21 protein-coding genes are annotated in these 22,950 nt (G+C 67.7%); 10 read left to right on the plus strand and 11 right to left on the minus strand.

Going from position 1 to position 22,950, the window contains the following annotated elements; translation table 11 throughout:
• Positions 1 to 134 precede the first annotated feature (134 nt).
• Complete coding sequence (locus tag ASD87_RS01880; protein ID WP_006386376.1) at positions 135 to 473, plus strand: P-II family nitrogen regulator; 339 nt, start codon at positions 135 to 137, stop codon at positions 471 to 473.
• A gap of 72 nt (positions 474 to 545) precedes the next feature.
• Here ASD87_RS01880 and gspF read toward each other — a convergent pair whose 3' ends face one another.
• A complete protein-coding gene (gspF, locus tag ASD87_RS01885; RefSeq protein ID WP_056316398.1) occupies positions 546 to 1,751 on the minus strand; it encodes a type II secretion system inner membrane protein GspF in 1,206 nt (401 codons plus the stop codon).
• A gap of 176 nt (positions 1,752 to 1,927) precedes the next feature.
• On the opposite strand from gspF, the gene gspD reads away from it, so the two are divergent.
• Together gspD and gspE are read left to right on the plus strand one after the other, a co-directional pair.
• Positions 1,928 to 4,309 carry a type II secretion system secretin GspD gene (gene gspD, locus ASD87_RS01890; protein WP_056318644.1) on the plus strand — a complete coding sequence of 794 codons (2,382 nt, stop codon included), beginning with the start codon at positions 1,928 to 1,930 and terminating at the stop codon, positions 4,307 to 4,309.
• The gene (gene gspE, locus ASD87_RS01895; protein WP_056316401.1) at positions 4,306 to 5,733 is read left to right on the plus strand and encodes a type II secretion system ATPase GspE; all 1,428 of its coding nucleotides are present in this window, start codon (positions 4,306 to 4,308) and stop codon (positions 5,731 to 5,733) included. Before gspD ends, gspE begins: the two co-directional genes overlap by 4 nt.
• A gap of 21 nt (positions 5,734 to 5,754) precedes the next feature.
• Here the strand turns inward: gspE and gspN are convergent, their stop codons facing one another.
• From gspN to ASD87_RS01940, 9 genes are all read right to left on the minus strand, one after another.
• Entirely contained in the window at positions 5,755 to 6,519 is a 765-nt protein-coding gene (gene gspN / locus ASD87_RS01900) for a type II secretion system protein N (RefSeq protein WP_056316403.1), read from the minus strand.
• Positions 6,519 to 7,103 carry a type II secretion system protein GspM gene (gene gspM, locus ASD87_RS01905; RefSeq protein WP_056316406.1) on the minus strand — a complete coding sequence of 195 codons (585 nt, stop codon included), beginning with the start codon at positions 7,101 to 7,103 and terminating at the stop codon, positions 6,519 to 6,521. The genes gspN and gspM overlap by 1 nt, the downstream gene beginning before the upstream one ends.
• The gene (gene gspL / locus ASD87_RS01910; RefSeq protein WP_056316408.1) at positions 7,100 to 8,092 is read right to left on the minus strand and encodes a type II secretion system protein GspL; all 993 of its coding nucleotides are present in this window, start codon (positions 8,090 to 8,092) and stop codon (positions 7,100 to 7,102) included. Before gspL ends, gspM begins: the two co-directional genes overlap by 4 nt.
• Positions 8,089 to 9,075, minus strand: coding sequence for a type II secretion system minor pseudopilin GspK (gene gspK / locus ASD87_RS01915; protein ID WP_235512586.1), 987 nt, complete (start codon positions 9,073 to 9,075; stop codon positions 8,089 to 8,091). The genes gspL and gspK overlap by 4 nt, the downstream gene beginning before the upstream one ends.
• Positions 9,072 to 9,683, minus strand: coding sequence for a prepilin-type N-terminal cleavage/methylation domain-containing protein (locus ASD87_RS01920; RefSeq protein WP_056316410.1), 612 nt, complete (start codon positions 9,681 to 9,683; stop codon positions 9,072 to 9,074). The genes gspK and ASD87_RS01920 overlap by 4 nt, the downstream gene beginning before the upstream one ends.
• A complete protein-coding gene (gene gspI / locus ASD87_RS01925) occupies positions 9,680 to 10,114 on the minus strand; it encodes a type II secretion system minor pseudopilin GspI (RefSeq protein ID WP_056316415.1) in 435 nt (144 codons plus the stop codon). Before gspI ends, ASD87_RS01920 begins: the two co-directional genes overlap by 4 nt.
• Positions 10,101 to 10,589 carry a type II secretion system minor pseudopilin GspH gene (gspH, locus tag ASD87_RS01930; RefSeq protein WP_056316417.1) on the minus strand — a complete coding sequence of 163 codons (489 nt, stop codon included), beginning with the start codon at positions 10,587 to 10,589 and terminating at the stop codon, positions 10,101 to 10,103. Before gspH ends, gspI begins: the two co-directional genes overlap by 14 nt.
• Positions 10,561 to 10,989, minus strand: a complete 429-nt coding sequence (gspG, locus tag ASD87_RS01935) for a type II secretion system major pseudopilin GspG (RefSeq protein ID WP_056316420.1) — start codon at positions 10,987 to 10,989, stop codon at positions 10,561 to 10,563. The genes gspH and gspG overlap by 29 nt, the downstream gene beginning before the upstream one ends.
• Before the next feature lie 89 nt (positions 10,990 to 11,078).
• On the minus strand, positions 11,079 to 11,522 hold the full coding sequence (locus ASD87_RS01940; RefSeq protein WP_056318649.1) for a hypothetical protein: 444 nt from the start codon (positions 11,520 to 11,522) through the stop codon (positions 11,079 to 11,081).
• A gap of 844 nt (positions 11,523 to 12,366) precedes the next feature.
• On the opposite strand from ASD87_RS01940, the gene ASD87_RS26510 reads away from it, so the two are divergent.
• The 3 genes from ASD87_RS26510 to ASD87_RS01955 are packed head-to-tail and all read left to right on the plus strand — an operon-like array spanning position 12,367 to position 16,814.
• On the plus strand, positions 12,367 to 14,388 hold the full coding sequence (locus ASD87_RS26510; RefSeq protein WP_235512587.1) for an alkaline phosphatase family protein: 2,022 nt from the start codon (positions 12,367 to 12,369) through the stop codon (positions 14,386 to 14,388).
• Between the two features lie 21 nt (positions 14,389 to 14,409).
• On the plus strand, positions 14,410 to 14,607 hold the full coding sequence (locus ASD87_RS01950) for a hypothetical protein (protein ID WP_200952110.1): 198 nt from the start codon (positions 14,410 to 14,412) through the stop codon (positions 14,605 to 14,607).
• A 35-nt stretch (positions 14,608 to 14,642) separates the two neighbouring features.
• Positions 14,643 to 16,814 (plus strand): phosphocholine-specific phospholipase C, encoded by a 2,172-nt coding sequence (locus ASD87_RS01955; protein WP_056316423.1) that lies wholly within the window; start codon positions 14,643 to 14,645, stop codon positions 16,812 to 16,814.
• A gap of 3 nt (positions 16,815 to 16,817) precedes the next feature.
• Here ASD87_RS01955 and ASD87_RS01960 read toward each other — a convergent pair whose 3' ends face one another.
• On the minus strand, positions 16,818 to 17,720 hold the full coding sequence (locus tag ASD87_RS01960) for a LysR family transcriptional regulator (RefSeq protein ID WP_056316427.1): 903 nt from the start codon (positions 17,718 to 17,720) through the stop codon (positions 16,818 to 16,820).
• Between the two features lie 92 nt (positions 17,721 to 17,812).
• Here ASD87_RS01960 and ggt point away from each other — a divergent pair, with 92 nt between their 5' ends.
• From ggt to ASD87_RS01980, 4 genes are all read left to right on the plus strand, one after another.
• A complete protein-coding gene (gene ggt, locus ASD87_RS01965) occupies positions 17,813 to 19,441 on the plus strand; it encodes a gamma-glutamyltransferase (RefSeq protein ID WP_056316430.1) in 1,629 nt (542 codons plus the stop codon).
• A gap of 47 nt (positions 19,442 to 19,488) precedes the next feature.
• On the plus strand, positions 19,489 to 21,000 hold the full coding sequence (locus tag ASD87_RS01970) for an ABC transporter substrate-binding protein (RefSeq protein WP_056316433.1): 1,512 nt from the start codon (positions 19,489 to 19,491) through the stop codon (positions 20,998 to 21,000).
• Between the two features lie 129 nt (positions 21,001 to 21,129).
• Positions 21,130 to 22,074: an ABC transporter permease gene (locus ASD87_RS01975; RefSeq protein ID WP_056316436.1), complete on the plus strand. Its 945-nt coding sequence runs from the start codon at positions 21,130 to 21,132 to the stop codon at positions 22,072 to 22,074.
• Positions 22,071 to 22,949: an ABC transporter permease gene (locus ASD87_RS01980; RefSeq protein ID WP_056316437.1), complete on the plus strand. Its 879-nt coding sequence runs from the start codon at positions 22,071 to 22,073 to the stop codon at positions 22,947 to 22,949. The genes ASD87_RS01975 and ASD87_RS01980 overlap by 4 nt, the downstream gene beginning before the upstream one ends.
• The last annotated feature ends 1 nt before the right edge of the window (position 22,950 follow it).

Raw genomic sequence — 22,950 nt, forward strand, 5'->3', positions numbered from 1 at the left:
GACAATTCGCGGGCGCCGCTTGGCGACCGCGCGGTGTTATTCTCTGTCCATTGCGCCCGGCGCCCGCCTGTGTCACAAGACAGCGGGCCGCGCGGCAGGGCGACGCACCACATCAAAAACCCAGGACGACCAACGTGAAACAAGTCACCGCCATCATCAAACCCTTCAAGCTCGACGAAGTCCGCGAGGCGCTGGCGGAAGTCGGCGTCAGCGGCCTGACGGTCACCGAAGTCAAGGGTTTCGGCCGCCAGAAAGGCCACACCGAACTCTATCGCGGCGCCGAATACGTGGTGGACTTCCTGCCCAAGATCCGCGTCGAAGTCGTGCTGCCCGACGACCAGGTCGAAGCCGCCATCGAAGCCGTCGTCAAGGCCGCTCGCACCGGCAAGATCGGCGACGGCAAGATCTTCGTGACGCCGGTGGAACAGGCCATCCGCATCCGCACCGGCGAGAGCGACGAAGAGGCGCTCTGATCCGCATCTTTCTCGGGCCGCGCCAACACGCGGCCCGTATTCCCCAGGCCTGCCGTCTGGCGGCCCGCGTTCCTACCTGATCAACTGGTTCATCTCCAGAATCGGCATCATCACCGCCAGCACGATCAAGAGGACGAATCCCCCCATCAGCAGTATCAGCGCCGGCTCCAGCAGGGCCGTCATCGCCATCGCGCGCCGCTCCAGGTCGCGCGACAGGTTCTGCGCGCCCCGGTCCAGCAGTTCGGGCAACCGCCCGGTCTTCTCGCCGCTGGCGATCAGGTGCACCAGCAGCGACGGAAAGACCTTCTGCGCGCCCAGCGACGATGACAGCGCCGCGCCCTCGCGCACGCGTGCCGCGGCCTCGTCGACCGCCAGCCGCAGCACGTCGTTGCTGAGCGTGCGCCGCGCGGCTTCCAGCGCGGTCAGCAGGGCCACGCCGCTGCCGCTCAGGATCGCGAGGGTGGACGCAAAGCGCGCGGCGTTAACGCCCAGCACGAAGCGGCCGGCCAGCGGCAGCCGCAGCACGCGCGCGTGCCAGGCCCGCCGCGCGGCCGGCGCGCGCAGCGTGTAGCGCCATAAGGCGATGACCGCCACCACCGCAATGCCTGTGACCGCGCCCCATTCGCGCACGTAGTCCGACAGCCCCAGCATCACGCGCGTCAGCATCGGCAATTCCTGCTTGGCCTGGCTGAAGGCGGACACCACCTGCGGCACCACGTAGCCCAGCAGGAAGATCACGATGACCACCGATACGCTGGCCACCACCGCCGGGTAGATGAAGGCCGTCATGACCTTGCTGCGCAAGGTGTTGCGTTCCTCGATGTAGTCGGCCAGCTTTTCCATCACCTGCGCCAGGTCGCCCGATTCCTCGCCCGCGCCGATCAGCGCGCGATAGATTTCGGGAAAGTCGCGCGGCCGCGAGGCCAGCGCCGCCGACAGGCGATGGCCGGCGCGCACGTCGTCGCGCACGCCGCCCAGCGTGGCGGCAATGTGTTTTTTTTCGGCCTGCTCCAGCGTGGCGCTAAGAGCCGCATCCAATGGCAGGCGTGCGGCCAGGAGGCTGGCGAGCTGGCGCGTCAGCCACGCCAGATCGGCGTCCGACAGACGCGCGCGCAGCGCCGCGCCCATGCCTTCGGCGCGCGCCGCCAGCGCGGTCGACAAGGGCAACAAACCGCGGCCGCGCAACTGGTTCCGGGCGCCGCGTTCGGAGTCGGCATCGATCGTGCCGCGCACGATTTTTCCGAGCGCGTCGGTGGCTTCATAGCGATAGGAAGGCATGGCTGTAATAAAGCGGAAGCACCTGCCGAAATCGCCAAGAGCCCCGAATTTAAAGGGTTTCCAGCCCGTCACCTTGCCTATGAAATATGACCGGGATGTTGCAGTCACACCCCGTATACTCCGACGCGCTTTCCCGTTTTTCCAAACGATTTCACGTCTCGGGCACCTATCTCGTCATGCGTCACATCGCGCAATTCAGCCTTGCATTCCTGCTTGCCGCAAGTCAACTCGGACCCGCCGCCGGCACGGCTCACGCACAACAGGCGGACAACCGCGTCAGCCTGAACTTCGTCGACACGGACATCCCCGCCGTGTTGCGCGCGCTGTCCCTGTTCACGCAGCGCAACTTCCTGGTGGACCCTCGCGTCAAGGGCAAGCTCACCCTGGTTTCGGATCGCCCCGTCGATAGCGCGCAGGCGCTGTCCATGCTGACCGGCGCATTGCGGCTGCAAGGGTTTGCCATCGTCGACGTGGACGGCGTGACGCGCGTCGTGCCTGAGGCCGATGCCAAGCTGCAAGGCAGCGCCGTTGTGGGCGGAGCGGGACCGGCAGGCGCCAGGCCCGTGGCTGGCGCGCCGGCCGCGGCGGGCAGGGCGCCCGTGCCCGTGTCGGCCTTTGCCAAAGGCGGGGGCAACAGCGGTGAAATGCTGACGCGGGTGTTCCCGCTGAAGTACGAGAACGCCGCGAACCTGGTGCCGGTGCTGCGCCCGATGGTGCCGCCAAACAACCCGATCAACGCGTACCCCGGCAACAACACGCTGGTCGTGACGGATTACGCGGACAACCTGGAGCGCATCGCCGCGGTCATCGCGCGCATCGACGTGCCCAGTTCGATGGACACGGACGTGGTGCCGGTGCAATCGGCCATTGCGACGGACATCGCCATCCTGGCTTCGCAGCTGCTCGACACGCAAAGCAGCGACCCGACGCAGCGCATCGCGGTCGTGGCTGATCCGCGCAGCAACAGCGTGCTGGTGCGTTCGGGCAGCCCGGCGCGCACGCGCCTGGCGCGCGAATTGATCCAGAAGCTGGACGCGCAGCAGAACCGCGCGGGCAATCTGCATGTGGTGTACATGCGCAACGCGCAGGCCACGCGCATCGCCGAGGTGCTGGGCGGGCTGCTGACGGGCCAGGCAAATTCGGCGCCGGGCGCGGCCCCGGGCGCCAGCAGCAGCACCGGCGGCGCGCAGGGCGGCGCGCGCGCGCAGAACACGGCCAGCAGCGCGGGGACGCAGGCAGGCATGGGCATGTCCAGCCAGTCGGGCTCGTCGCGCAGTGGCTTGTCGGGCGAACAGGAGCGCATCGCGCGCGAAGACAATTCGACGCAGGCGGTGTCGTATTCCGCGGGCGGCGCCACCATCCAGGCAGACCCCGCAACCAACTCGCTCATCATCTCCGCGCCCGAGCCGTTGTACCGCAGCCTGCGTGAAGTGATCGACCAGCTTGACCAGCGCCGCGCGCAGGTGCTGGTGGAAAGCCTGATCGTTGAAGTCAGCGAAGAGAAGGCCGCCGAATTCGGCATCCAGTGGATGACCGGCGCGGGCAACATCAACGGCAACGGCACCAGCTTCATCGGCGGCACGAACCTGGGCGGCAGCGGCATCACCGGCAACGGACCGACCTCGATCGACGCGCTGGGCAGCGGCTTGAGCCTGGGCGTGGTCAAGGGCACGGTCGACGTGCTGGGCAACGAGGTCATCAACCTGGGCGTGCTGGCGCGCGCCATGCAGAACACGGGCGAGGCCAACATCCTGTCCACGCCCAACCTGCTGACGCTGGACAACCAGTCGGCCAGCATCCTGGTCGGCAAGACGGTGCCGTTCGTGACGGGCCAGTACGTGACCTCGGGCAGCAATGGCAGCTCCAATCCGTTCCAGACCATCGAACGCGAGGACGTGGGCCTGAAACTGAACATCCGGCCGCAGATTTCCGAAGGCGGCTCGGTCAAGCTGGACATCTACCAGGAAGTCAGCAGCATCGACGAAAGCCGCTCGAACGCCACCACCGGCATCGTCACCAACAAGCGCGCGATCGACACCAGCGTGCTGATCGACGATGGCCAGATCATCGTGCTGGGCGGCCTGCTGGAAGACAACGTGACGCTCACGTCCAACGCGGTGCCGGGATTGAGTTCGCTGCCGGTGATCGGGTCGCTGTTCCGCTACGACACGCGCAAGCGCACCAAGACCAACCTGATGGTGTTCCTGCGCCCGTACGTGGTGCGCGACGCCAACCGCAGCGCCAGCGTCACGATGGACCGCTACGACTACATGCGGCGCGCGCAGGGCGCGGTGCAGCCGCGCGACCACTGGGCGCTGCCGGACATGCAGGCGCCGATGCTGCCGCTGCCGGGCTCGGCGCCGTCGGTGTCGAACAACGCCTACGATTTGCGGCCCGAGCAGCAGGCGGCCACGCTGCGCCGTCCGCCGCCGGCCACGGTCGAGACCTTTGCGGTGCGCCAGTATCCCGGCACGCCGCCCGCGCCCGCCCAGCAACCCATCCGCGCGCCGCGGCCGGTCATGATGACGGTGGCGGTGGACCCCGAGAAGCTGCTATGAGCGCGCACCCCTTACCGTACGCCTGGGCCCGCGCGCAGCGCGCGGTGCTGTCGCTGCGCGGGGGGCAGGCGCAGTTGACGGTCAGTCCGCGCACGCCGGAATGGGCCGTGCGCGAGATCCGGCGCTGCCACGGCGATATCGGCCTGACGCAAATCGACGACGAGGCGCTGGAGACGCTGCTGACCGCGGCCTACAGCCACTCGGAAGACGCCGCGTCGGTCATGGGCGTGGCGGAAAACGAGATCGACCTGGACCGCCTGATGCAGGACATGCCCGAGGTGGCGGACCTGCTGGAAGCGCAGGACGATGCGCCCGTGATCCGCATGATCAACGCGCTGTTCGCGCAGGCTGCGCGCGACGGCGCCAGCGATATCCATATCGAACCCTTCGAAACGCACTCCGTGGTGCGCTACCGCGTGGACGGCACGCTGCGCGATGTGGTGTCGCCGCGCAAGGCGCTGCACGCCGCGCTGATTTCACGCATCAAGATCATGGCGCACCTGGACATCGCCGAAAAGCGCCTGCCGCAGGATGGACGCATCGCGCTGCGCGTGGGCGGGCGTCCCATCGACGTGCGCGTGTCCACGTTGCCGACCGGGCATGGCGAGCGCGCCGTGCTGCGCTTGCTGGACAAGGAGGCCGGCCGGCTGCAACTGGAAAAGCTCGGCATGAGCCCGGGCGTTCTGTCGCAGCTGGACCGTCTGATCCGCCAGCCGCACGGCATCGTCCTGGTGACCGGCCCGACCGGCAGCGGCAAGACCACCACGCTATATGCGGCGCTGAGCCGTCTGGACGCCTCCACCAGCAACATCCTGACGGTGGAGGATCCCATCGAATACGACCTGGCCGGCATCAGCCAGACGCAGGTCAACGCCAAGATCGACATGAGCTTTGCGCTCGCCCTGCGCGCCATCCTGCGCCAGGACCCGGACGTCATCATGATCGGCGAAATCCGCGACCTGGAAACCGCGCAGATCGCGGTGCAGGCCTCGCTGACCGGCCACCTGGTGCTGGCCACGTTGCACACCAACGATGCCGTGTCCGCCGTCACTCGCCTGACCGACATGGGTGTCGAACCCTTTCTGCTGGCGTCGTCGCTGCTGGGCGTGCTGGCGCAGCGGCTGGTGCGCAAGCTATGCCCGGCGTGCAAGTCGCCCTCGATGCTGGACGGCGTGCAGGTCTTTCACCCCGTGGGCTGCGAGGCCTGCAACCACACCGGCTACAGCGGCCGCTCTGGCATCCACGAGCTCTTCACGGTGGACGACGAGGCCCGCCGCCTGATCCACGAAGGCCGCGACGAACGCGAACTGCGCCGCGCAGCGGCGGCCGCCGGCATGCGCAGCATGCGCGAAGACGGCCAGCGGTGGGTGGACGCGGGGCAGACGTCGCCAGAGGAAATCCTGCGCGTGACGCGCGACGCGTAGCAGCCGCGCCCGACGCCGCTCCTAGCGCCCGGATTTCCCCACGCTGAACGTCACCGTGTCGCCCGAGCGGCGGCCCAGGGTCGACAGCAGGCCGTCCAACGCGGCGCGGTCGGCCTCATTCGCCGATCGGGCGAACGTGGCTTCGCCCTGGAAGCTGATGCCTCGGGGGCCACTACCGCCCTGGCCCTTGACGTCGAGCAGGCCGCTTTCCGTGCTGAGGACCAGCGTCGCGCCGGTTTTACCGCCCTGCACGCGCAGCAAATAAGCCCCCACTGGCGAGATGGGCGAGAGCGCAGTCGCGGCGTTTCGCCAGCGCACGTCCACGGCTGGGCCGGGGGGAAGCGGGGCGCCCAGGCGCAAGGGCTGCCAGTTGATCTCCAGCATGCCTTGCGGCGACAACGTATTCCAAGGCGCGCCGAGCGCAGGCAGAACCGTTGCGGGCACGCGCAGGGACGATGCGGGCAGCGCCAGACCGTTCCACCCCGGACGCGCGCGCAACGCGCCTTGCAGCCAGGGATGCGAGATGTCGAGCGCCATCGTGTCCCAGCGCCATTGCCATTGCACCGGTTGCGGCAGCACGCGGCGCGCGCCTTCGGAGCCAAGGGCGATCCACGCGCTGCCGTGCCACAGCGTGCCGCTGGCGTCGGCCAACGTGACCGGCGCGTCGGCGGGCAAAAGCGCCAGCACCCATCGCGCAGGCAGTACGGCGGCACCCGCAGCGGCGGCGCACAACACGCCAGCCAGCCACAGGCCCGCCACGCGGCGTGAAGGAAGTTTCAGCGGCATCAGCGGCTCCCGGCCGCCTGCGGCGGCAGCAGCACGACCTTGCCGTTGACCAGGCCCGGCAGCGGCCGTCCGTTGGCGTTTGCGGCGCGCGTCAGGTCCACCTGCGAGATGGCCAGTCCCCAATCGCGCCCCGCGCCGTCCAGCCAGCGCATCAGCGCCGATGACGGCGCCTGCTCCAACGACAGCGTGACGCCGCCCGCGTCGGCATCGGCCAGCGTCCATTGCCCGGCGGGCAGGCCGGCGCGTTCCAGACTGGCAGACAGTTCCTGCGTGCTGGGCATGGCCCCCGCGGGCACCGCGTTGCGCTGTCGCAGGGCGGAGGCTTGCGCCGTCAGGTCGGCGACGGTGGCGGCCTGCGTGCGCAGGCCTGGCAGCTCGGCGTGCAGTTTGCGCACAGTGTTCAGGGCGGGCTCGATCAGCGTCACAAAGCCAATCGCCGCACCCAGAAGCAACGCCGCGCCGGCGACGAGGCGGCGTTCGCGCGGGGCTAACGCCTGGTAGCGCGCTCGGGCGCGCGCCAGCGCCGGGTCCACGGGTTTGCGGGCGGCCTGCCACGCTGCTTGAAGTCGATGTAGCGGTGTCATGGTTGGCTGCGCACGATGCGCCAGGTGTTGTCGGTGTCGCCGCGTTCCAGCTTCAGCCCCAGGGCGGCGGCTTGCTGGATCAGCGCCGGCGTTTCGGCGACGCGTTGTGCTTGCGGGCCGGCGTCCGCCAGTTGCAGCGTGAGCGCCTGGTCGGCATACGTCAGGTGCGCGACCTTGTCGGCGGCAAAGGGCAGCGCCTGCGCGGCGGCGCGGGCCAGCGGCAGGAAGTCGCCGGCGCTGGCGGCGCCGCGGTTGGCCTGCAACGCGTCCAGCCCCTGCTGCGCCTGGCGCGCGGGGTCCAGCACGACGGGCACGTTCGGAAACGCCGCCAGCACCTGGTCGTGCATGCCACGCCGCAACGTGTCCGCTTCGCCGCGCAGTTGCGCGGCATACAGGTTCAAGCCCGCAATCCACACCACGGCCGCCAGCGCGCCCCAGCGCCACACCGGCCGCCAGCGTGACACGCTGACCGGCGCAAGATGCGGCATGGCCAGCGACCAGACGGGCGAGGGCGCGTGCCAGCGCGGATCGGCAGGGTCGCGCAACGGCGCATCGGTGGCTGGCGCCAGCGCTTGCGGGGCGATCAGCGCGCGCACGCGCAGGCCTTGTTCGCTCAGCAGGCTCCACGCGCGGCGCACCGGTTCGCGCGGGGACCAGGCCAGCGCAACGGACCCGTCGGCGGCGCGTGCGCCGTGACCGATGGCAAGGCCATCCAGGTCGCTCAGGACCAGCGGTTCCAGCGCGCCGCGCACGGCCGCGCCGAAATGCGCGCGCGCCACGGCGGGAATCTGCACCGTGGCCGAAATGACGTCGGCCGGGTGCAGAACCGCTTCGCACGCGGCCTGGGGCCAGGCGTGCCCAAGGGCGCGTAGCGCCAGCTCGCCTTGCCGCACGCAGCGGCCGCGCCGGTCGAACCAGGCGTAGGGCAGCGGCGAATCGGCGCCAAATTCCTCCAGCGCGGGCAGGGCGATGCGCAGGGTGTTCTTCAAGGTGTTTCTCTCGTCCAGAGGGTTTCGGGAGCGGCCGGCGGGGCGCTGCGCATCAACGCCTGCATGGAGACGCGCGCCCGTTCGTAGACCACGGTGCCGCTGGCCAGGAACCAGCTGCTATTGGTGGAGACGGCGGGCGCGGGCGTTTTCACGCCCGTGCCCGCCAGCCGGTTGGCGAAGTCGCCGGTGTTGTTGAACCAGTTGCCGCGGTCGCGCTCGCCCGCCAAGGCGCGGGCCTGCGCAAGCGACAGCCCCGGCACCAGCGCGGCGATCACCTCCGCGGGCGCGGTGTTGACGTTGACCTGGGTGGCCGACGGCAGCAGCGTCATCGTGCGCCGCAACGCGTTTCGCATGGGCGGTTCAAGGTCCAGCAGCGCCGCGACTTCGTCCACGCCGCGCGGCAACGGCGCGCGCGCCAGCGGGCCGGGCTGCGCCGCGGTATTGGGCGCGTCCGCCGCCAGCGCGGGCGGCTGCGCGGCCGCAACGATGTCGACGATGCGCGCGGCCAGCGTGTCGGGCAGTTCCAGCGTGCCGAGCAGGCGCCGCAGAATCTCTTCCTGCTCGGGCTGCGCCACGCCATTGCGCGCCAGGTTGTAGAGGTTGTACTTGCCCTGTTCGTCCTGGACCCCGCCCGAGAACACCGCCACGCGGTCGTCGCCGGGGCGCTCGATACGGGTGTCCAGCACCGGGGTCGCCCAGATCTGGTCGCCGCGGGTGATGGGCTCGCGCCGGCCATGGTCGCGCACCACCAGCCGCGCCCAGTCGATGCCGCCAGCAAGCATCGCGCGCGCCTGCACGCGCGCCAGTTCGTTCTCCACGCGCCGCGTGCTGGCGGTCTGCCGCTGGAACAGGCTGGTCGTCAGCGCGGCCACGATCGCAACCACAATGAGCGCGCTGACGACCGCCGCGCCGCGTTGGCGGGTCCCGCCGCCTCTCCCATGACCGCAGCACGAGGCCTGTGCGTGAACAGCCCTGCGGCTCATGGCAGCTCCAGGATGCGCGAGTAGCGCCGCAGATCGCCCGGCACGCCACGATCAAAAACTATCTCCAGCCCGCTGGGCGCCGCCGCGAACGCCGCGTTCGCATCCACCCAGCCCACGCCCGGCACCCAGGCGCGCAGTGCAAGATTGCGCACGCCTGGCAAAAGCAGCACGCCGTCAACGGCCGCCGGCAACGGACTGCGCGGCCCGGATGGGCCACTCGTGCGCCACAGGCCGTCGTTGCGGACCTGCCATTGAACACGCTGCCACAGGCCGTTGCCATCGGGATCGGGGCGCAGGACTTCCAGCGTCTGCCCACCGGCGGCGCGCGGCAACAGCCGCAGGCCCGCCGTGAACGACACCGCGTCCAGACCCGGTGAATCGAACGCAGGGCCCGCGTACGACAGCTCCACATCGCGCGCCATCTGGCCCAGCGTGCGTACGATCGCGTCCGTGTCCTCGGCCTGTGCGGCAATAAGATCGCGCGCACCCGACACGCTGGCCAGGCCGCGCCAGGCCATCAGGCTGACAAGCGCCATCAGCGCCAGGGCGACCAGCACCTCGATCAGCGTGAAGCCGGCCTGGGATTGCGGTGGGCGGCGCACAGTCATCGCAGGCTGGACAGCAGTCCGTCGAGCTGCAGCAGGATCGCGCCATCGCGCGAAGACGCGGCGTCGTGGACCTTCACCGACACCTGCCGAAAACTGCGGTTCATCGAATTGGTGAAGACCAGCTCGCACTGCAGTGCCAGGCCGCCTTGCGGACACGGCACCGTCTGCGAGCCGGCGCGCGGCAGCGTCTGTTCCAGACGCAGCTGCGTAAGCGCGTTCTGCGCCGCCAGCAATGCCAGGGTCTTGTCCTGCAGCGCGCGGTTGTTCGCGGCCATGACGCCCGTGGCGCGCAACGCCGCGCCCATCGCCACGGCGATGATCGCCAGCGCAACCAGCACTTCGATCAGCGTGAAACCGCGTTCGCGGTTGCGCAGACGCGGCAATGCCGCGCCATCGAGGGCGGCCTGGGCGAATTCGTCAGCGGATCTCATAGCGTCCCGCGGCATCGCGTTGCAGTGTCACGCGCACGTCTGCCGCGCTCAACGTCAACGTCATGGGCGCGGCCACCCATTCCGTATTGAAGATCAGCGGCCGGTCCGGATCCAGCCGCCATTGCACCGGGCTGGCCGACCAGGCCTGCGGACGCAACACCTCGTCCGTGTCGAGACGGTCGGGAGGCACCGGGATGTCGTTTTGCGCGGTAGGGCCGGCCGCGCGGCCGTTGCGCTCGAACGACCACCCCTGGCCGTTTGCCAGCCAGCGGATCGGGCGCCCGTCGCTGCGGGCCTCGCTCTGCGCCACGGTGAACGCGTCCGCCAGGCGCTCGGCGTCGGCGCGCAGACGATTGTCGCCACGCCCGACCGACAGGCTCACCATGCTGGCCGCGATGGCCACGATCACCAGCACCACCAGGACTTCGACCAGCGTGAAGCCGCGTTCAGAGTTCCCAGGAACCGATGTCGGCATCGCCGCTTTCTCCGCCGGGCTTGTTGTCGGCGCCGAACGAGAAGACATCGACGTCGCCTTTGACGCCGGGGCTCAGGTATTGGTAGGGGTGTCCCCACGGATCGTTGGGCAGCTTGTCCAGGTAGCCACGCCAGTTGGCAACGCCCTCCGGCTTCTGCGCCAGCGCCCGCAGGCCCTGCGCCGTGGTCGGATAGCGGCCATTGTCCAGCCGGTACAGCTTGAGCGCCTGCATGATGCCCGCAATGTCCTGCCGGGCGGCCGCCTGACGCGCCTGATCCGGGCGATCGAGCACGCGCGGCACCACCAGCGCGGCCAGAATCCCCATGATCACAATCACCACCATGATCTCGATGAGGGTGAAGCCCTGCTGGCGGGCAAGCCCGCGCGGTAACTGACGCACTTTGCAACTCCGGTCTTTCAGTAGAAGCCCGGGATTGTGGACATGAAATATGACAGTAATGCGCACGCCGGCAGGTCACCCGCCGGCATTCACTTCAAGCGCGTGATTCCGCCCGGCGCGTCCTGCGCAGCCGGCGCGGCCAGGCGGCTCGCGCGGCCCGACTGCTCGACCGTCACGGCGTCCGCCGCGATGTCGCGAAGCACGATGCCCGGCGCCAGTTCAGTCCCCGCGCGCCAAGCCAGCGGCGGTCCGCCGTCCACGCTCAGCACGGCCGCACCATCGGGCCCAGCCGCGATCACCCCCAGCACCGTGATCTGCGTGCGCATGGCTTCGTCCTTGCCGAACCACAACGCGACCGGCGTATTGTCGGCCGCACGCGGCGCAGCGGCCGAGACCGCCGGGGGCAGGGGCCCGGGCTGTGGCGCAAACAGGATAGACGCCCACACGCCAAGCCCCGCGGCAAAAACCAGCACGGCAAGGACACGCAGCAAGGCGGGCGCGGAGGGCAGGGGCAGGTGCAGGGACAAAGGCATGGGATTGAACGGCAGACGAAGCAACGCGGCCGACTATAGCGGCGATTCATGACAGCAATGTTGGGTGTCGTACACCCATGGAAGTGAATGCTGGTCTGCCGCAATGTCTCATTGGGTGTCAGACACCCGACACGATCATCTCCCCCCAAAGAATTCCGACCCAAACCCCGCCACACGCGAAGCGTCATCGCCACGCCGCAAGACACCGCGTAAGTCCCCGGAGGCCGCCCGCGCGGCCAACCGGGGACGGGCACCGCAAGCTGCTTCAACCCCGGGCACGTCTCCAACAGAACGTCAAGCACGCTGACCGTCCCGCCGCCCGGAAAACTTCAACTGCTCGAGTCCGGTGCGGTGGCGGCCCGGGGTGCGCGGGGCGTCGATAAGCCCGAGGGAATCTGAAGGGAGCCGAAGGCGGACGAAGATGACGACGGGGGGGGCCGCCTAGGCAAGTCCGGAGCGAAGGCTCCGGACCGCAATCGTGGCCCCGCGCGCCCCGGGCCGTCGCCGTGCCGGACGTCTCAAGAACTCAACCCCAGGCAAACCAAAACGCAAAAGCGAACAAACCGTCAGACAGCCCGGGTAGAAGGTCGCCGGCATGTCGTGTCGACTCTCCGAGTGTCATAACACCCGCCATCACCACATTCCCAGCCACCGAAAACCCACCCGCTCCCTTGCCTCGCAGGCAAACGAACCCACCGAACTGCACACCTGCATTGCCTCATCCGCAAAAGAATCCTGATTCAGCAATCAAGGTTTCTCGCCTTTGCTTCACGGGTCTTTCACGTTCAGTCGCCACCATGTCGGCCAGCGTAAGACCCCCTTCATGAAAAAGAGAAGAGAAGCAATGCAGACATTGAATTGGAGAAGATGGTGCGCCATGTTGCTGGCGACCAGCGTGTTGGCAGGCTGTGGCGGCGGCGACGATGACGACGACGTGCCCGTTGCCCCGCCTGAGCCGACCCAGCCGCCCGTGACAACGCCGGGCGAGGCGAGCGCCAGCAAGGTGCTGTTTGTCGGCGTGGACGGCCTGACGTATGACGCGCTGCGGCGCGGCGTGGCGGACAACACGCTGCCCAATCTGAGCCAGCTGACCGTCACCCGCGCCTGGACCGGCGGCGTGACCGGCACCGTGACCCAACAGCCCACGCTCACCGCGCCCGGCTGGGCCACCTTGCTCACCGGGCAATGGGCCGACGTCCACGGCGTGCGCTCCAATGCACAGAGCCAGGGCATGAAAGCCCCCAGCCTGTTCCAACGCATCAAGACCGCACAGCCTGAAGCGCGCACCGCCGGCGCCTTCAACTCATCGCTGCTGGCCAGCCTTATAAACATCGACCGCGACGCCGGCTACGTCCAGACGCTAACCGACTGCGCAGGCCAGGACGACTGCGTCGCCTCCCAAGCCCGCGACCGCATCGCCGAAGGCTACGACCTCGTCGTCGCGCAATTCGGCGCGCCCGAACGCGCCGCCGCCGAAAACGGCTTCGGCACCACCTACGACGCTGTCATCCGCCAGACCGACGCCGCCCTTGGCGTCCTGGCCAAGCAACTGGCCGACCGCCGCGCCGCGCATCCCAACGAAAACTGGCTCATGGTCGTCGCCACAAGCCACGGCCTGGACAAGACCGGCGGCAGCGACGGCCTGCCGTTCTCTTCCAACAAGACCATCCTGCTCGCCGCCAATCAGCCCGCGCTGCTCGGCGGCAGCGCCGACGACGCCTCGTTCGACGGCGTATGGGACACCAACTGGTACGCGCTGCCCAGCGCTGCCGACGTGGCGCCCACCGTCCTGTCGCACCTGGACGCCTTGCCCGAGGCCGCCGCCTACGACATGGCCGGCACCGCGCTCAGCGAGCCGCTGGCGCTGCGCCGCGTTGCCACCCGCACCTCCATGGACAACAAGAGCGTCACCGTCACCTGGGTCCGCGTTGGAGAACCCGCCGGCGACATCGTCGTCAGCCGCGATGGCAAGGAAGTCGCGCGCCTGCCCGGCACCGCCACCGAATACGTCGACACCGGCTTCACCTTCACTGCCGAGGGCGTGCATGAAGTGGCCTACAGCGTCTCCACCGGCCACGCGGTCAGCGCCGCGCGCGCCACGGTCGTCTACGTCAAGCCCGTGCCCCTCTTGGCCTCGCTGCGCACCGGCCTGACCATGTTCTTCCCCTTCGAGGGCGACGTGGCCGACAAGGCCGCCGGCGGCGGCGCGATCACGCCGTTCGACGGCACCCAGGCGCCCGCCTATGCCGACCCCGGCGTGTACGGCAAGAGCTTCCGGAACGAGCGCGGTTCGGCGGCCCTGGGCGCATTCAAGCTGGACTATCCGGCGGGCCTTCTGGACAGCGTGCAGGCGTTCACCATCGGCTTCTGGTTCCAGTCCGACGGCACCGCCAATGACCGCTCGATCATCGGCAACAAGGACTACAACTCCGGCGGCAACCCTGGCATCACCATCGCCCAATGGGCAGGGCCCGAACTGCGCTTCAACATCGCCGGCGGCGGCAAGCGCGCGGACATCAACGGCGTGAAGTTCACGCCCAACAAGCCCGTCTACATCGCCATGACCATCGACAAGACGGCCCGCACCATGACCGCCTACCGCTACGACAGCGAACTGGGCTTTGTGCGCAGCGTGACCTCCACCGCCACGCCCGGCGTCAACCTGGCCCAGGTCGCCGGCATCTTCGGTCCGCACATCGGCCTGAACGAAGACGGCCTCGGCACCTACGGCATCTGCTGCGCCGGCACCAAGGGCCCGTACACGATGATTTTCGATGACCTGGCGTTCTGGTCGCGGGCGTTGACCGAGGAAGAAGTGAAGTCCCTCGCCCTGTCCGGCAAGTCCGTCCACGAACTGTTTCCCTGATGTCCCAAGGATAAATACCCCATGAGCAAGTCCATGATTTTGCGCGGTTTCCTGCGCGCCGGCGCGGTGCTGATGCTGACCGCCACCCTGGCCGCCTGCGGTGGCGACGATGGCGGCGACGACAACGCCGCTACGCCTGGCAATCCCGGTACGCCCACCCAGCCCGAAACGCCCACCACGCCGCCGCCGGCCAAGCCCGAACTGCGTTGCGCGCCCTGAGCCGCGCCTATTCCAGACACATAGGAAAATCCTCCGTGAAGTCCGATAAAGACACGATCCACGCCGGCAAGCGCCGGTTCCTGCGCAACGCCGCCGCCTCCACGGCAGGCCTGACCGCGCTGTCGATGTTCCCGCCCGCGATCCGCCGCGCGCTCGCCATTCCCGCCAATAACCGCACCGGCACCATCAACGACGTCGAGCACGTGGTCATCCTGATGCAGGAGAACCGCTCGTTCGACATGTACTTCGGCACGTTCAAGGGCGTACGCGGTTTTGGCGACCGCATCACCATCCCGCTGCCGCAGGACCGCTCGGTCTGGGAACAGACCAACGGCACGCGCGTCGTCATGCCGTACCACCTGGACAGCACGCAGGGCAACGCCCAGCGCGTGGCCGGCACGCCGCACGACTACGTGGATGCGCAGATGGCCTGGGACGGCGGCCGCATGTATCAATGGCCCCGCTACAAGCAGAACCAGTCGATGGGCTACTACCGCCAGAAGGAAGTCGAGTTCCAGTTCGCGCTGGCCGACGCCTTCACCCTGTGCGACGCCTACCACTGTTCCACCCACGGCGGCACCAACACCAACCGCCTCTTTCACTGGACCGGCACCAACGATCCGCTGGCGCAGGGCAACGGCCCGTCGACCCGCAACCAGTGGGACAGCCTGGGCGCCTCGAACATCGGCTGGACCTGGAAGACGTATCCGGAGCGCCTGCAGGAAAACGGCGTGACGTGGAAGGTCTACCAGAACCTGCCGGAGAACTTCGGCGACAACCCGCTGGCTGGCTTCCAGCAGTACCGCCGCGCCAACGAACTGGCGGGCAACGGCAGCAACGGCGCGCCTTACCCGGCCTGGACGCCCAGCATGGACGCGGCCAATCCGCTCTACAAGGGCACCGCCAACACGATGCCGGACGGCGGCTTCCTGCAGGCGCTGCGCGACGACGCGATGAACGGCACGCTGCCGCAGGTGTCGTGGATCGTGGCGCCGGCAACTTACTCCGAGCACCCCGGCCCCTCCAGTCCCGTGCAGGGCGCCTGGTACATCCAGGAAACGCTGGACGCGCTGACCGCCAATCCGGACGTCTGGAGCAAGACCGTCCTGCTCATCAACTTCGACGAGAACGACGGCTACTTCGACCACGTGCCGCCGCCCGCCGCGCCCTCGCTGAATACCGATGGCTCGATGGCCGGCGCCTCCACCGTCAACACCGACCTGGAGCGCCACACGCACGCGTCCGCCCAGGACGCCGCCGACAACCGCGTCTACGGCCCCGGCCCCCGCGTGCCGATGTACGTCGTGTCGCCCTGGAGCCGTGGCGGCTGGGTCAATTCCCAGGCCTTCGACCACACCTCCGTGCTGCAATTCCTGGAAGCCCGCTTCGGCGTGAAGGAAGAGAACATCAGCCCGTGGCGCCGCGCCGTGCTGGGCGACCTGACCTCGGCCTTCAACTTCGCCACGCCCAACGACGAAAAACTGCCCGACCTGAACATCCTGACCCGCAGCGGATCGGACCAGGAACGCGCCGCGCAGGAAGCGCTGACCGCCGTGCCGCTGCCCGATCCGTCCACGCAGGCCAAGGGCGTGCAGGAGCCCGGCGTGCGTTATTCCCGCGCCTTGCCGTACGAGCTGCACGCGAGCGGCCGCAGCCAGCCGGGCACCGGCAAAATGTGGCTGGTGTTTTCAAACACCGGTAAACAGGCCGCGGTGTTCCATGTGTATGACCGCCTGAATCTGGACCGCCTGCCGCGCCGCTACACCGTGGAACCGGGCAAGCAGCTCGAAGGCAGCTGGGACACGGCGGCCGACGGCGGCAAGTACGACCTGTGGGTCCTGGGCCCCAACGGCTGGCACCGCCATTTCGCCGGCGACGTGGCGCATGACCGCACGGCGCAGCAGGATGCCGAGATCCGCGTCTGCTACGACATCGCCAATGGCGACGTCTACGTCAGCTTCATCAACGCCGGCAAGACCCCGTGCACCTTTGAAGTCACGCCCAATGCGTATTACGCCAACCACGAGCGCTGGACCTTCACGGTCGCAGCCGGCGCGCAGGTCGAGCAGCATTGGGCGCTTGCGGGCAGCCACGCGTGGTACGACTTCACGGTGCGGCTGGCCGAGGATCCGTCGTGGCTGCGCCGCTTTGCCGGCCGCGTCGAAACCGGCAAGGCGTCCGTGACCGATCCGGCCATGGCGATGTAAACGTCACGCGGCGGTCTGCGGTTCGCGTGCGCGGAAGTCCTGCGCGCACGCCTCGCAGATCGCTGCCGTGATGCCCTGGCGGGCGTGTTCGCGGCGTTCCAGCATCCCGATGGAGCGGGACAGCGGCCCCAGGTCGTCGGGCAGGTGAAAGATCCGCAACTCCGGACTATGCTGCCAGTTCGCGCCGTTGATCAGCGGCAGCAGCGTCACGCCGACTTCCTGGCGCACCAGTTCCACCAGCGTCTCGATCGCGTTCAGTTCCAGGAAGTCATTGACCGGCACCGCCATCCGGCGCAGCAGCCGGTCGATCTGCAGCCCGGTGCGCTGGGTGCGGTCAAAGCGCAGGAACGGATTGCCCGCCAGCACCTCGCGGGCGTCCTTGCCGGCCGCCGAGAGCGGGGCGATCACCACCATCTGTTCTTCATAGAGTGCGGTCCAGCGCGTGCTGGCCATCTTGCGCCCGGCTTCCACCAGGAATGCCGCATCCAGCTCGCCGTCCTCGACCTTGCCCGCCAGCTCGCTGGCCTTGCCCGACAGGATGCGCACGTCCAGCTTGGGGTGGGCCTTTTTCAATCCCGAGATGACCTTCGATAGCGTCCCCATGCAGGACACGATGCTGCCCACCGACACGGACCCGGCCAATTCGCCGGGCGCGGTGTTCGGCCGCCGCAGTCTGTCGTATAAATCAAGCAAGTGCTTGATTTCAGGAAGCAATTCGCGTCCGGCCGCGTTCAGGATGGCCAGGCGCCCGCTGCGGTCGAAAAGTTCTCGCCCCAGCTCGGCTTCCAGCGAGCGCATCTGAAAGCTGACGGCCGCCTGCGTCAGGGCCACCTGCTCGGCTGCTTCCGAGAAGGAACCGTGGTGCGCGACGGCCAGAAAGGTGCGCATGAACCGGATCGTACTCATAAAAAATTCTTTTATGACGGAACAAAAAATCAAATTGATTTAATTAAAGCACGAGAGTAACTTCGCCCGCTTAACCTTATGAGACCCGCCACATGAAAACCTTCGACTGGGCCAACCCGTATCCTTCCGTCCGCATTCCGCTGTTTGCCCGCAACGTGGTTTCCACGTCGCACCCGCTGGCTGCCCAGGCGGGGCTGCGCATGCTGCTCAAGGGCGGCAACGCCGTGGACGCCGCCATTGCGGCCGCGGCCACGATCGTCCTGGTCGAACCGGTTTCCTGCGGCCTGGGTGGCGACTGCTTTGCCATCGTCTGGGACGGCAAGGAGCTGCACGGCCTGAACTCGTCGGGCGTCGCGCCTGCCGCATGGAACACCGAATACTTCAAGCGCAAGTACGGCACCGACGCCAATGGCCTGGCCATCCAGCCCAAGCGCGGCTGGGATGCGGTCACGGTTCCCGGCGTGGTGGCCGGCTGGGCCGCGCTGCATGAAAAGCTGGGCAAGCTGCCGTTCGAACAACTGTTCGAACCCGCCATCGAGATCGCCGAACGCGGCTATGCCGTGCCGCCCGTCGTGGCGCACAAGTGGGCCGCCGCCGCCGAGGAACTGAAGTCGCAGCCCGGCTACGCCCAGGCCTTCCTGCCCGAAGGCCGCGCGCCCAAGGTCGGCGAGCACTTCCGCTTCCCCGACGCCGCCAACACGCTGCGCCGCATCGCCGAATCCAAGGGCCGCGACTTCTATGAAGGCGAACTGGCCGAGCGCATCGCCGCCTTCAGCAAGGAATGCGGCGGCGCGATGACGCTGGAAGACCTGCGCGGCTACCGTCCGGAATGGGTCAAGCCCATCTCCAAGTCCTATCGCGGCTACGAGCTGCACGAAATCCCGCCGAACGGGCAGGGCATCGCCGCGCTGATCGCGCTGGGTATCGTCGAACGCTTCGACATGGCCGACATCCCCGTGGATTCGGTGCAGTCGCAGCACATCCAGATCGAAGCCATGAAGCTGGCGTTCGCCGACCTCTACAAGTATGTCGCCGACCCCCGCGCCATGCAGGTCACGCCCGAGCAGATGCTGTCGGACGCTTACCTGGACAGCCGCGCCAAGCTGATCCGCCTGGACCAGGCCACCCACTTCGAGGCCGGCCGTCCGCACGCAGGCGGCACCATCTACCTGACCGCCGCCGACGAAAACGGCATGATGATCTCGTTCATCCAGTCCAACTACATGGGCTTCGGGTCGGGCGTGGTCGTGCCGGGCACGGGCATCAGCATGCAGAACCGCGGCGTGGGGTTCTCCATGGATCCCAAGTCGGCCAACGTGGTCGAAGGCGGCAAGCGCCCGTTCCACACCATCATCCCGGGTTTCCTCACGCGCGGCGGCAAGCCGGTCATGAGCTTTGGCGTCATGGGCGGCGACATGCAGCCCCAGGGCCACATGCAGACCGTGGTCCGCATGATCGACTATCACCAGAACCCGCAGGCCGCATGCTGCGCCCCGCGCTGGAAGGTCAACCGCGACTTCACGCTCGACATCGAGACCAATATGAAGGCTTCTACGATTGCGGGACTGAAGGACCTGGGGCATGCTTTGAAATCCGTTGACGATCCGTACATGGATTTCGGCGCCGGCCAATTCATCTGGCGCATGTCCGAAAACGACAACGAACTGGGTTACGTCGCCGCCAGCGACAGCCGTCGTGACGGCCAGGCGGTGGGCTTCTAAAGCGCTTCCTTAAACCGGCAAATGCAGCAACAAGGGGAATAAACACAATGAAACGCTTGACCATGACCTTCGGCGCCAGCCTGCTGGCGCTGGCCGCCGGCGCCGCCAGCGCCCAGAACATCCGCATCGGCCTGCAGGAAGATCCCGATGTTCTGGATCCGCACCGCGCCCGCACCTACGTGGGCCGCATCGTGTTCACGTCGTTGTGCGACAAGCTGGTGGACATCGATCCCAAACTGCACTTCGTGCCGCAACTGGCCACCTCGTGGTCGTTCAGCGACGACAACAAGGTGCTGACCTTCAAGCTGCGCGACGACGCGTCGTTCCACGACGGCACCAAGTTCGACGCGGCCGCGGCCAAGGCCAACCTGGAACGCGCCATGAGCCTGCCGGACAGCCTGCGCAAGGGCGAGCTCCGTTCGGTCGCCAAGGTCGACGCGCCGGACGCCACCACGCTGGTGCTCACCCTGAAGGAACCGGACGCCACGCTGCTCGCGCAGCTGTCCGACCGCGCCGGCATGATGCTGTCGCCCAAGACCTTCTCGGACGACGTCGCCGCCGTGGGCCGCAAGCCCATCTGCTCGGGTCCGTACAAGTTCGTCGAACGCATCCAGAACGACCGCATCGTTCTCGAAAAATTCGACCAGTACTACGGCGCCAAGGATTACGCCTTCAAGCGCCTGACGTTCCTGCCCATCCCGGACACCACCGTGCGCCTGTCCAACCTGCGCGCCGGCGACCTGGACATGCTGGAACGCCTGAATCCGTCCGACGCCCCGCAGGTCAAGACCGACGCCAACCTGACGTTCGCACCGGTCGCGGGGCTGGGCTTCCAGCAGTTCATGTTCAACGTGGGCAACGGCAAGCGCGCCGAAGACAACCCCTTCAAGAACAAGCTGGTGCGCCAGGCGTTCCAGTACGCCATCGACCGCAACGCCATCAACGAAGTGGCCGGTGGCGGCATCTTTGAACCGGCCCAGCAGCCGTTCCCGCCCGCCAGCCCCTATCACAGCGACAAGTTCCCCGTCACCCAGCGCGACGTGGCCAAGTCCAAGAGCCTGCTCAAGCAGGCGGGCTTTGACCGCGTGAAGGCCGAGCTGGTGTTTGGCAACAACACCACCACTTCGTCCATCGCCGAGATCGTCCAGGCGATGGCCGCCGAGGCGGGCTTTGACCTGTCGCTGCGCCCGACGGAATACGCGGCGCTGCAAAAGGAAGCCTCGGGCGGCAACTTCCAGGTCGTGATGCTGGGCTGGTCCGGCCGGGTCGATCCCGACGGCAACATCCACGCCTTCGTCACCTGCAAGGGCGCGCTGAACGACGGCCACTACTGCAACCCTGAAGTCGACAAGCTGCTCAACCAGGCGCGCACGGTGCCGGACGAGGCCAAGCGCAAGGCCATCTACGACCAGGCGCAGACCATCATCCAGGACGAACTGCCCGGCGTGTACAACTACTACCAGCCGTGGCCCTTCGTCATGAGCAAGAAGGTCCAGGGTTTCACTCCCTACCCGGACGGTATGATCCGGCTCAAGGGCGTGACGTTCGCGCAGAAGTAATGTTGGGGCGGCAATCGACCGCCGCACCCGCCGGACGCGCCTTGCGCGTCCGGTTGTCGTTTGCGGCGGACGCGCATCGTCCCTTGTCCGGCCGGCGCCGTCCGTCGTTCCTGTCTTACGGTTTTCCTCATGCTTAAACTCATCTTGCGCCGCGTGATCGTCGCGATCCCGACACTGATATTGGTGTCGATGATCGTGTTCATGCTGCAGAAAATCCTGCCCGGCGATCCGGTGCTGACCCTGGCCGGCGAAGAGCGCGACCCGGCCGTGCTGGACTACCTGCGCGACAAATACCGCCTGAACGACCCGTTGCCGATGCAGTACGCGGCCTGGGCCGGGCAGGTGCTGCAAGGCGACCTGGGCAAGTCCCTGCGCACCGACGTGCCCGTCACGACGCTGATCGCGCAGAAGCTGCCCGTTACTCTGCAACTGGCCGCCATGGCGATGTTCTTTGCGCTTTTGGTGGGCATTCCCATGGGCATCATCGCCGCGGTACGCAAGGGCAAGCCCGTCGAGATGGGCGCCAACATCGCGGCGCTATCCGGCATGTCCATTCCCAATTTCTGGCTGGGCATCATCCTCATCATGGTGGTGTCGGTGCAGTGGAAGCTGCTGCCGGCCTCGGGCTACGTGTCGCCGTCCGAGGACTTCTGGCTGTCCATCAAGACCATGCTGATGCCGTCGCTGGTGCTGTCCACCGCGATTGCCGCGTACCTGATGCGGCACACCCGGTCTTCCATGCTGGAGGCGCTGTCCGCGGATTACGTGCGCACCGCCCGCGCCAAGGGCGTGTCCCCGCGCAGCGTGGTGCTGCGCCACGCGCTGCGCAACGCGCTCATGCCGATCGTCACGCTGGTCACGCTGTTGTTTGGTGAACTGCTGGCCGGCGCCGTGCTGACCGAACAGGTCTTCACAATCCCGGGCTTCGGCAAGCTGGTGGTCGACGCGGTGTTCACCCGCGACTACGCGGTGGTGCAGGGCGTGGTGCTCTGCGTGGCGGTGGGCTTCATCCTGATGAACCTGCTGGCCGACATCCTGTACATCCTGGTCAATCCCCGCCTGAGGCACTCATGAGCGCAATTCCTGCAACGGCCGCAGCCGTCACGCCGCCCCGCAGCCGCAATCGCGCGTGGGCCAAGTTCAAACGCAACCGCATCGCGATGCTCGGCCTGGGCATCGTGCTGTTCTTCGTGCTGGTGGCCATCCTGGCCCCGTTCATCGTCAGCCAGGATCCCCTGCAAACCAGCTTCACCACCATCCGCAAGGCGCCGTCGGCGGCGCATTGGCTGGGCACGGACGAGCTGGGCCGGGACATCTACAGCCGCATGGTCTACGGCGCGCGCGCCTCGCTGATGGCGGGCCTGGTGTCGGTGCTGATCGCGCTGGTCGTGGGCGTGCCCTTTGGCCTGGCTGCCGGCTACTTCGGCGGCTGGACGGACAGCGTCATCTCGCGCGCCACCGAGGCGCTCTTGGCCATTCCCTTCCTGATCCTGGCGATTGCGCTGGCCGCCTTCCTGGGGCCCAGCCTGACGAACGCAATGATCGCCATCGGTGTATCGGCGGCGCCCAAGTTCATCCGGCTGACACGGGGGCAGGTGCTGGCGGTCAAGAACGAGGACTACGTGCAGAGCGCCCGCGCGCTGGGCGCTTCCGACCTGCGCATTATCGGCCGGCACGTGTTTCCCAACGTCATGCCGCCGCTGATCGTGCAGGCCACGATCACCATCGCCACGGCCATCATCGCCGAGGCGAGCCTGTCCTTCCTGGGCCTGGGCCTGCAGCCGCCGACGCCGTCGTGGGGCTCGATGCTGAACACGGCCAAGAACTTCATGACCCAGGCGCCCTGGATGTCGATCTTCCCCGGATCGGCCATTTTCCTGGTGGTGCTGGGCTTCAATCTGCTGGGTGACGGGCTGCGCGACGCGCTCGATCCGCGTCAGGAAAAGTAAT

The sequence above is a fragment of the Achromobacter sp. Root170 genome, from assembly GCF_001428165.1.
GTDB lineage: Bacteria > Pseudomonadota > Gammaproteobacteria > Burkholderiales > Burkholderiaceae_B > Achromobacter > Achromobacter mucicolens.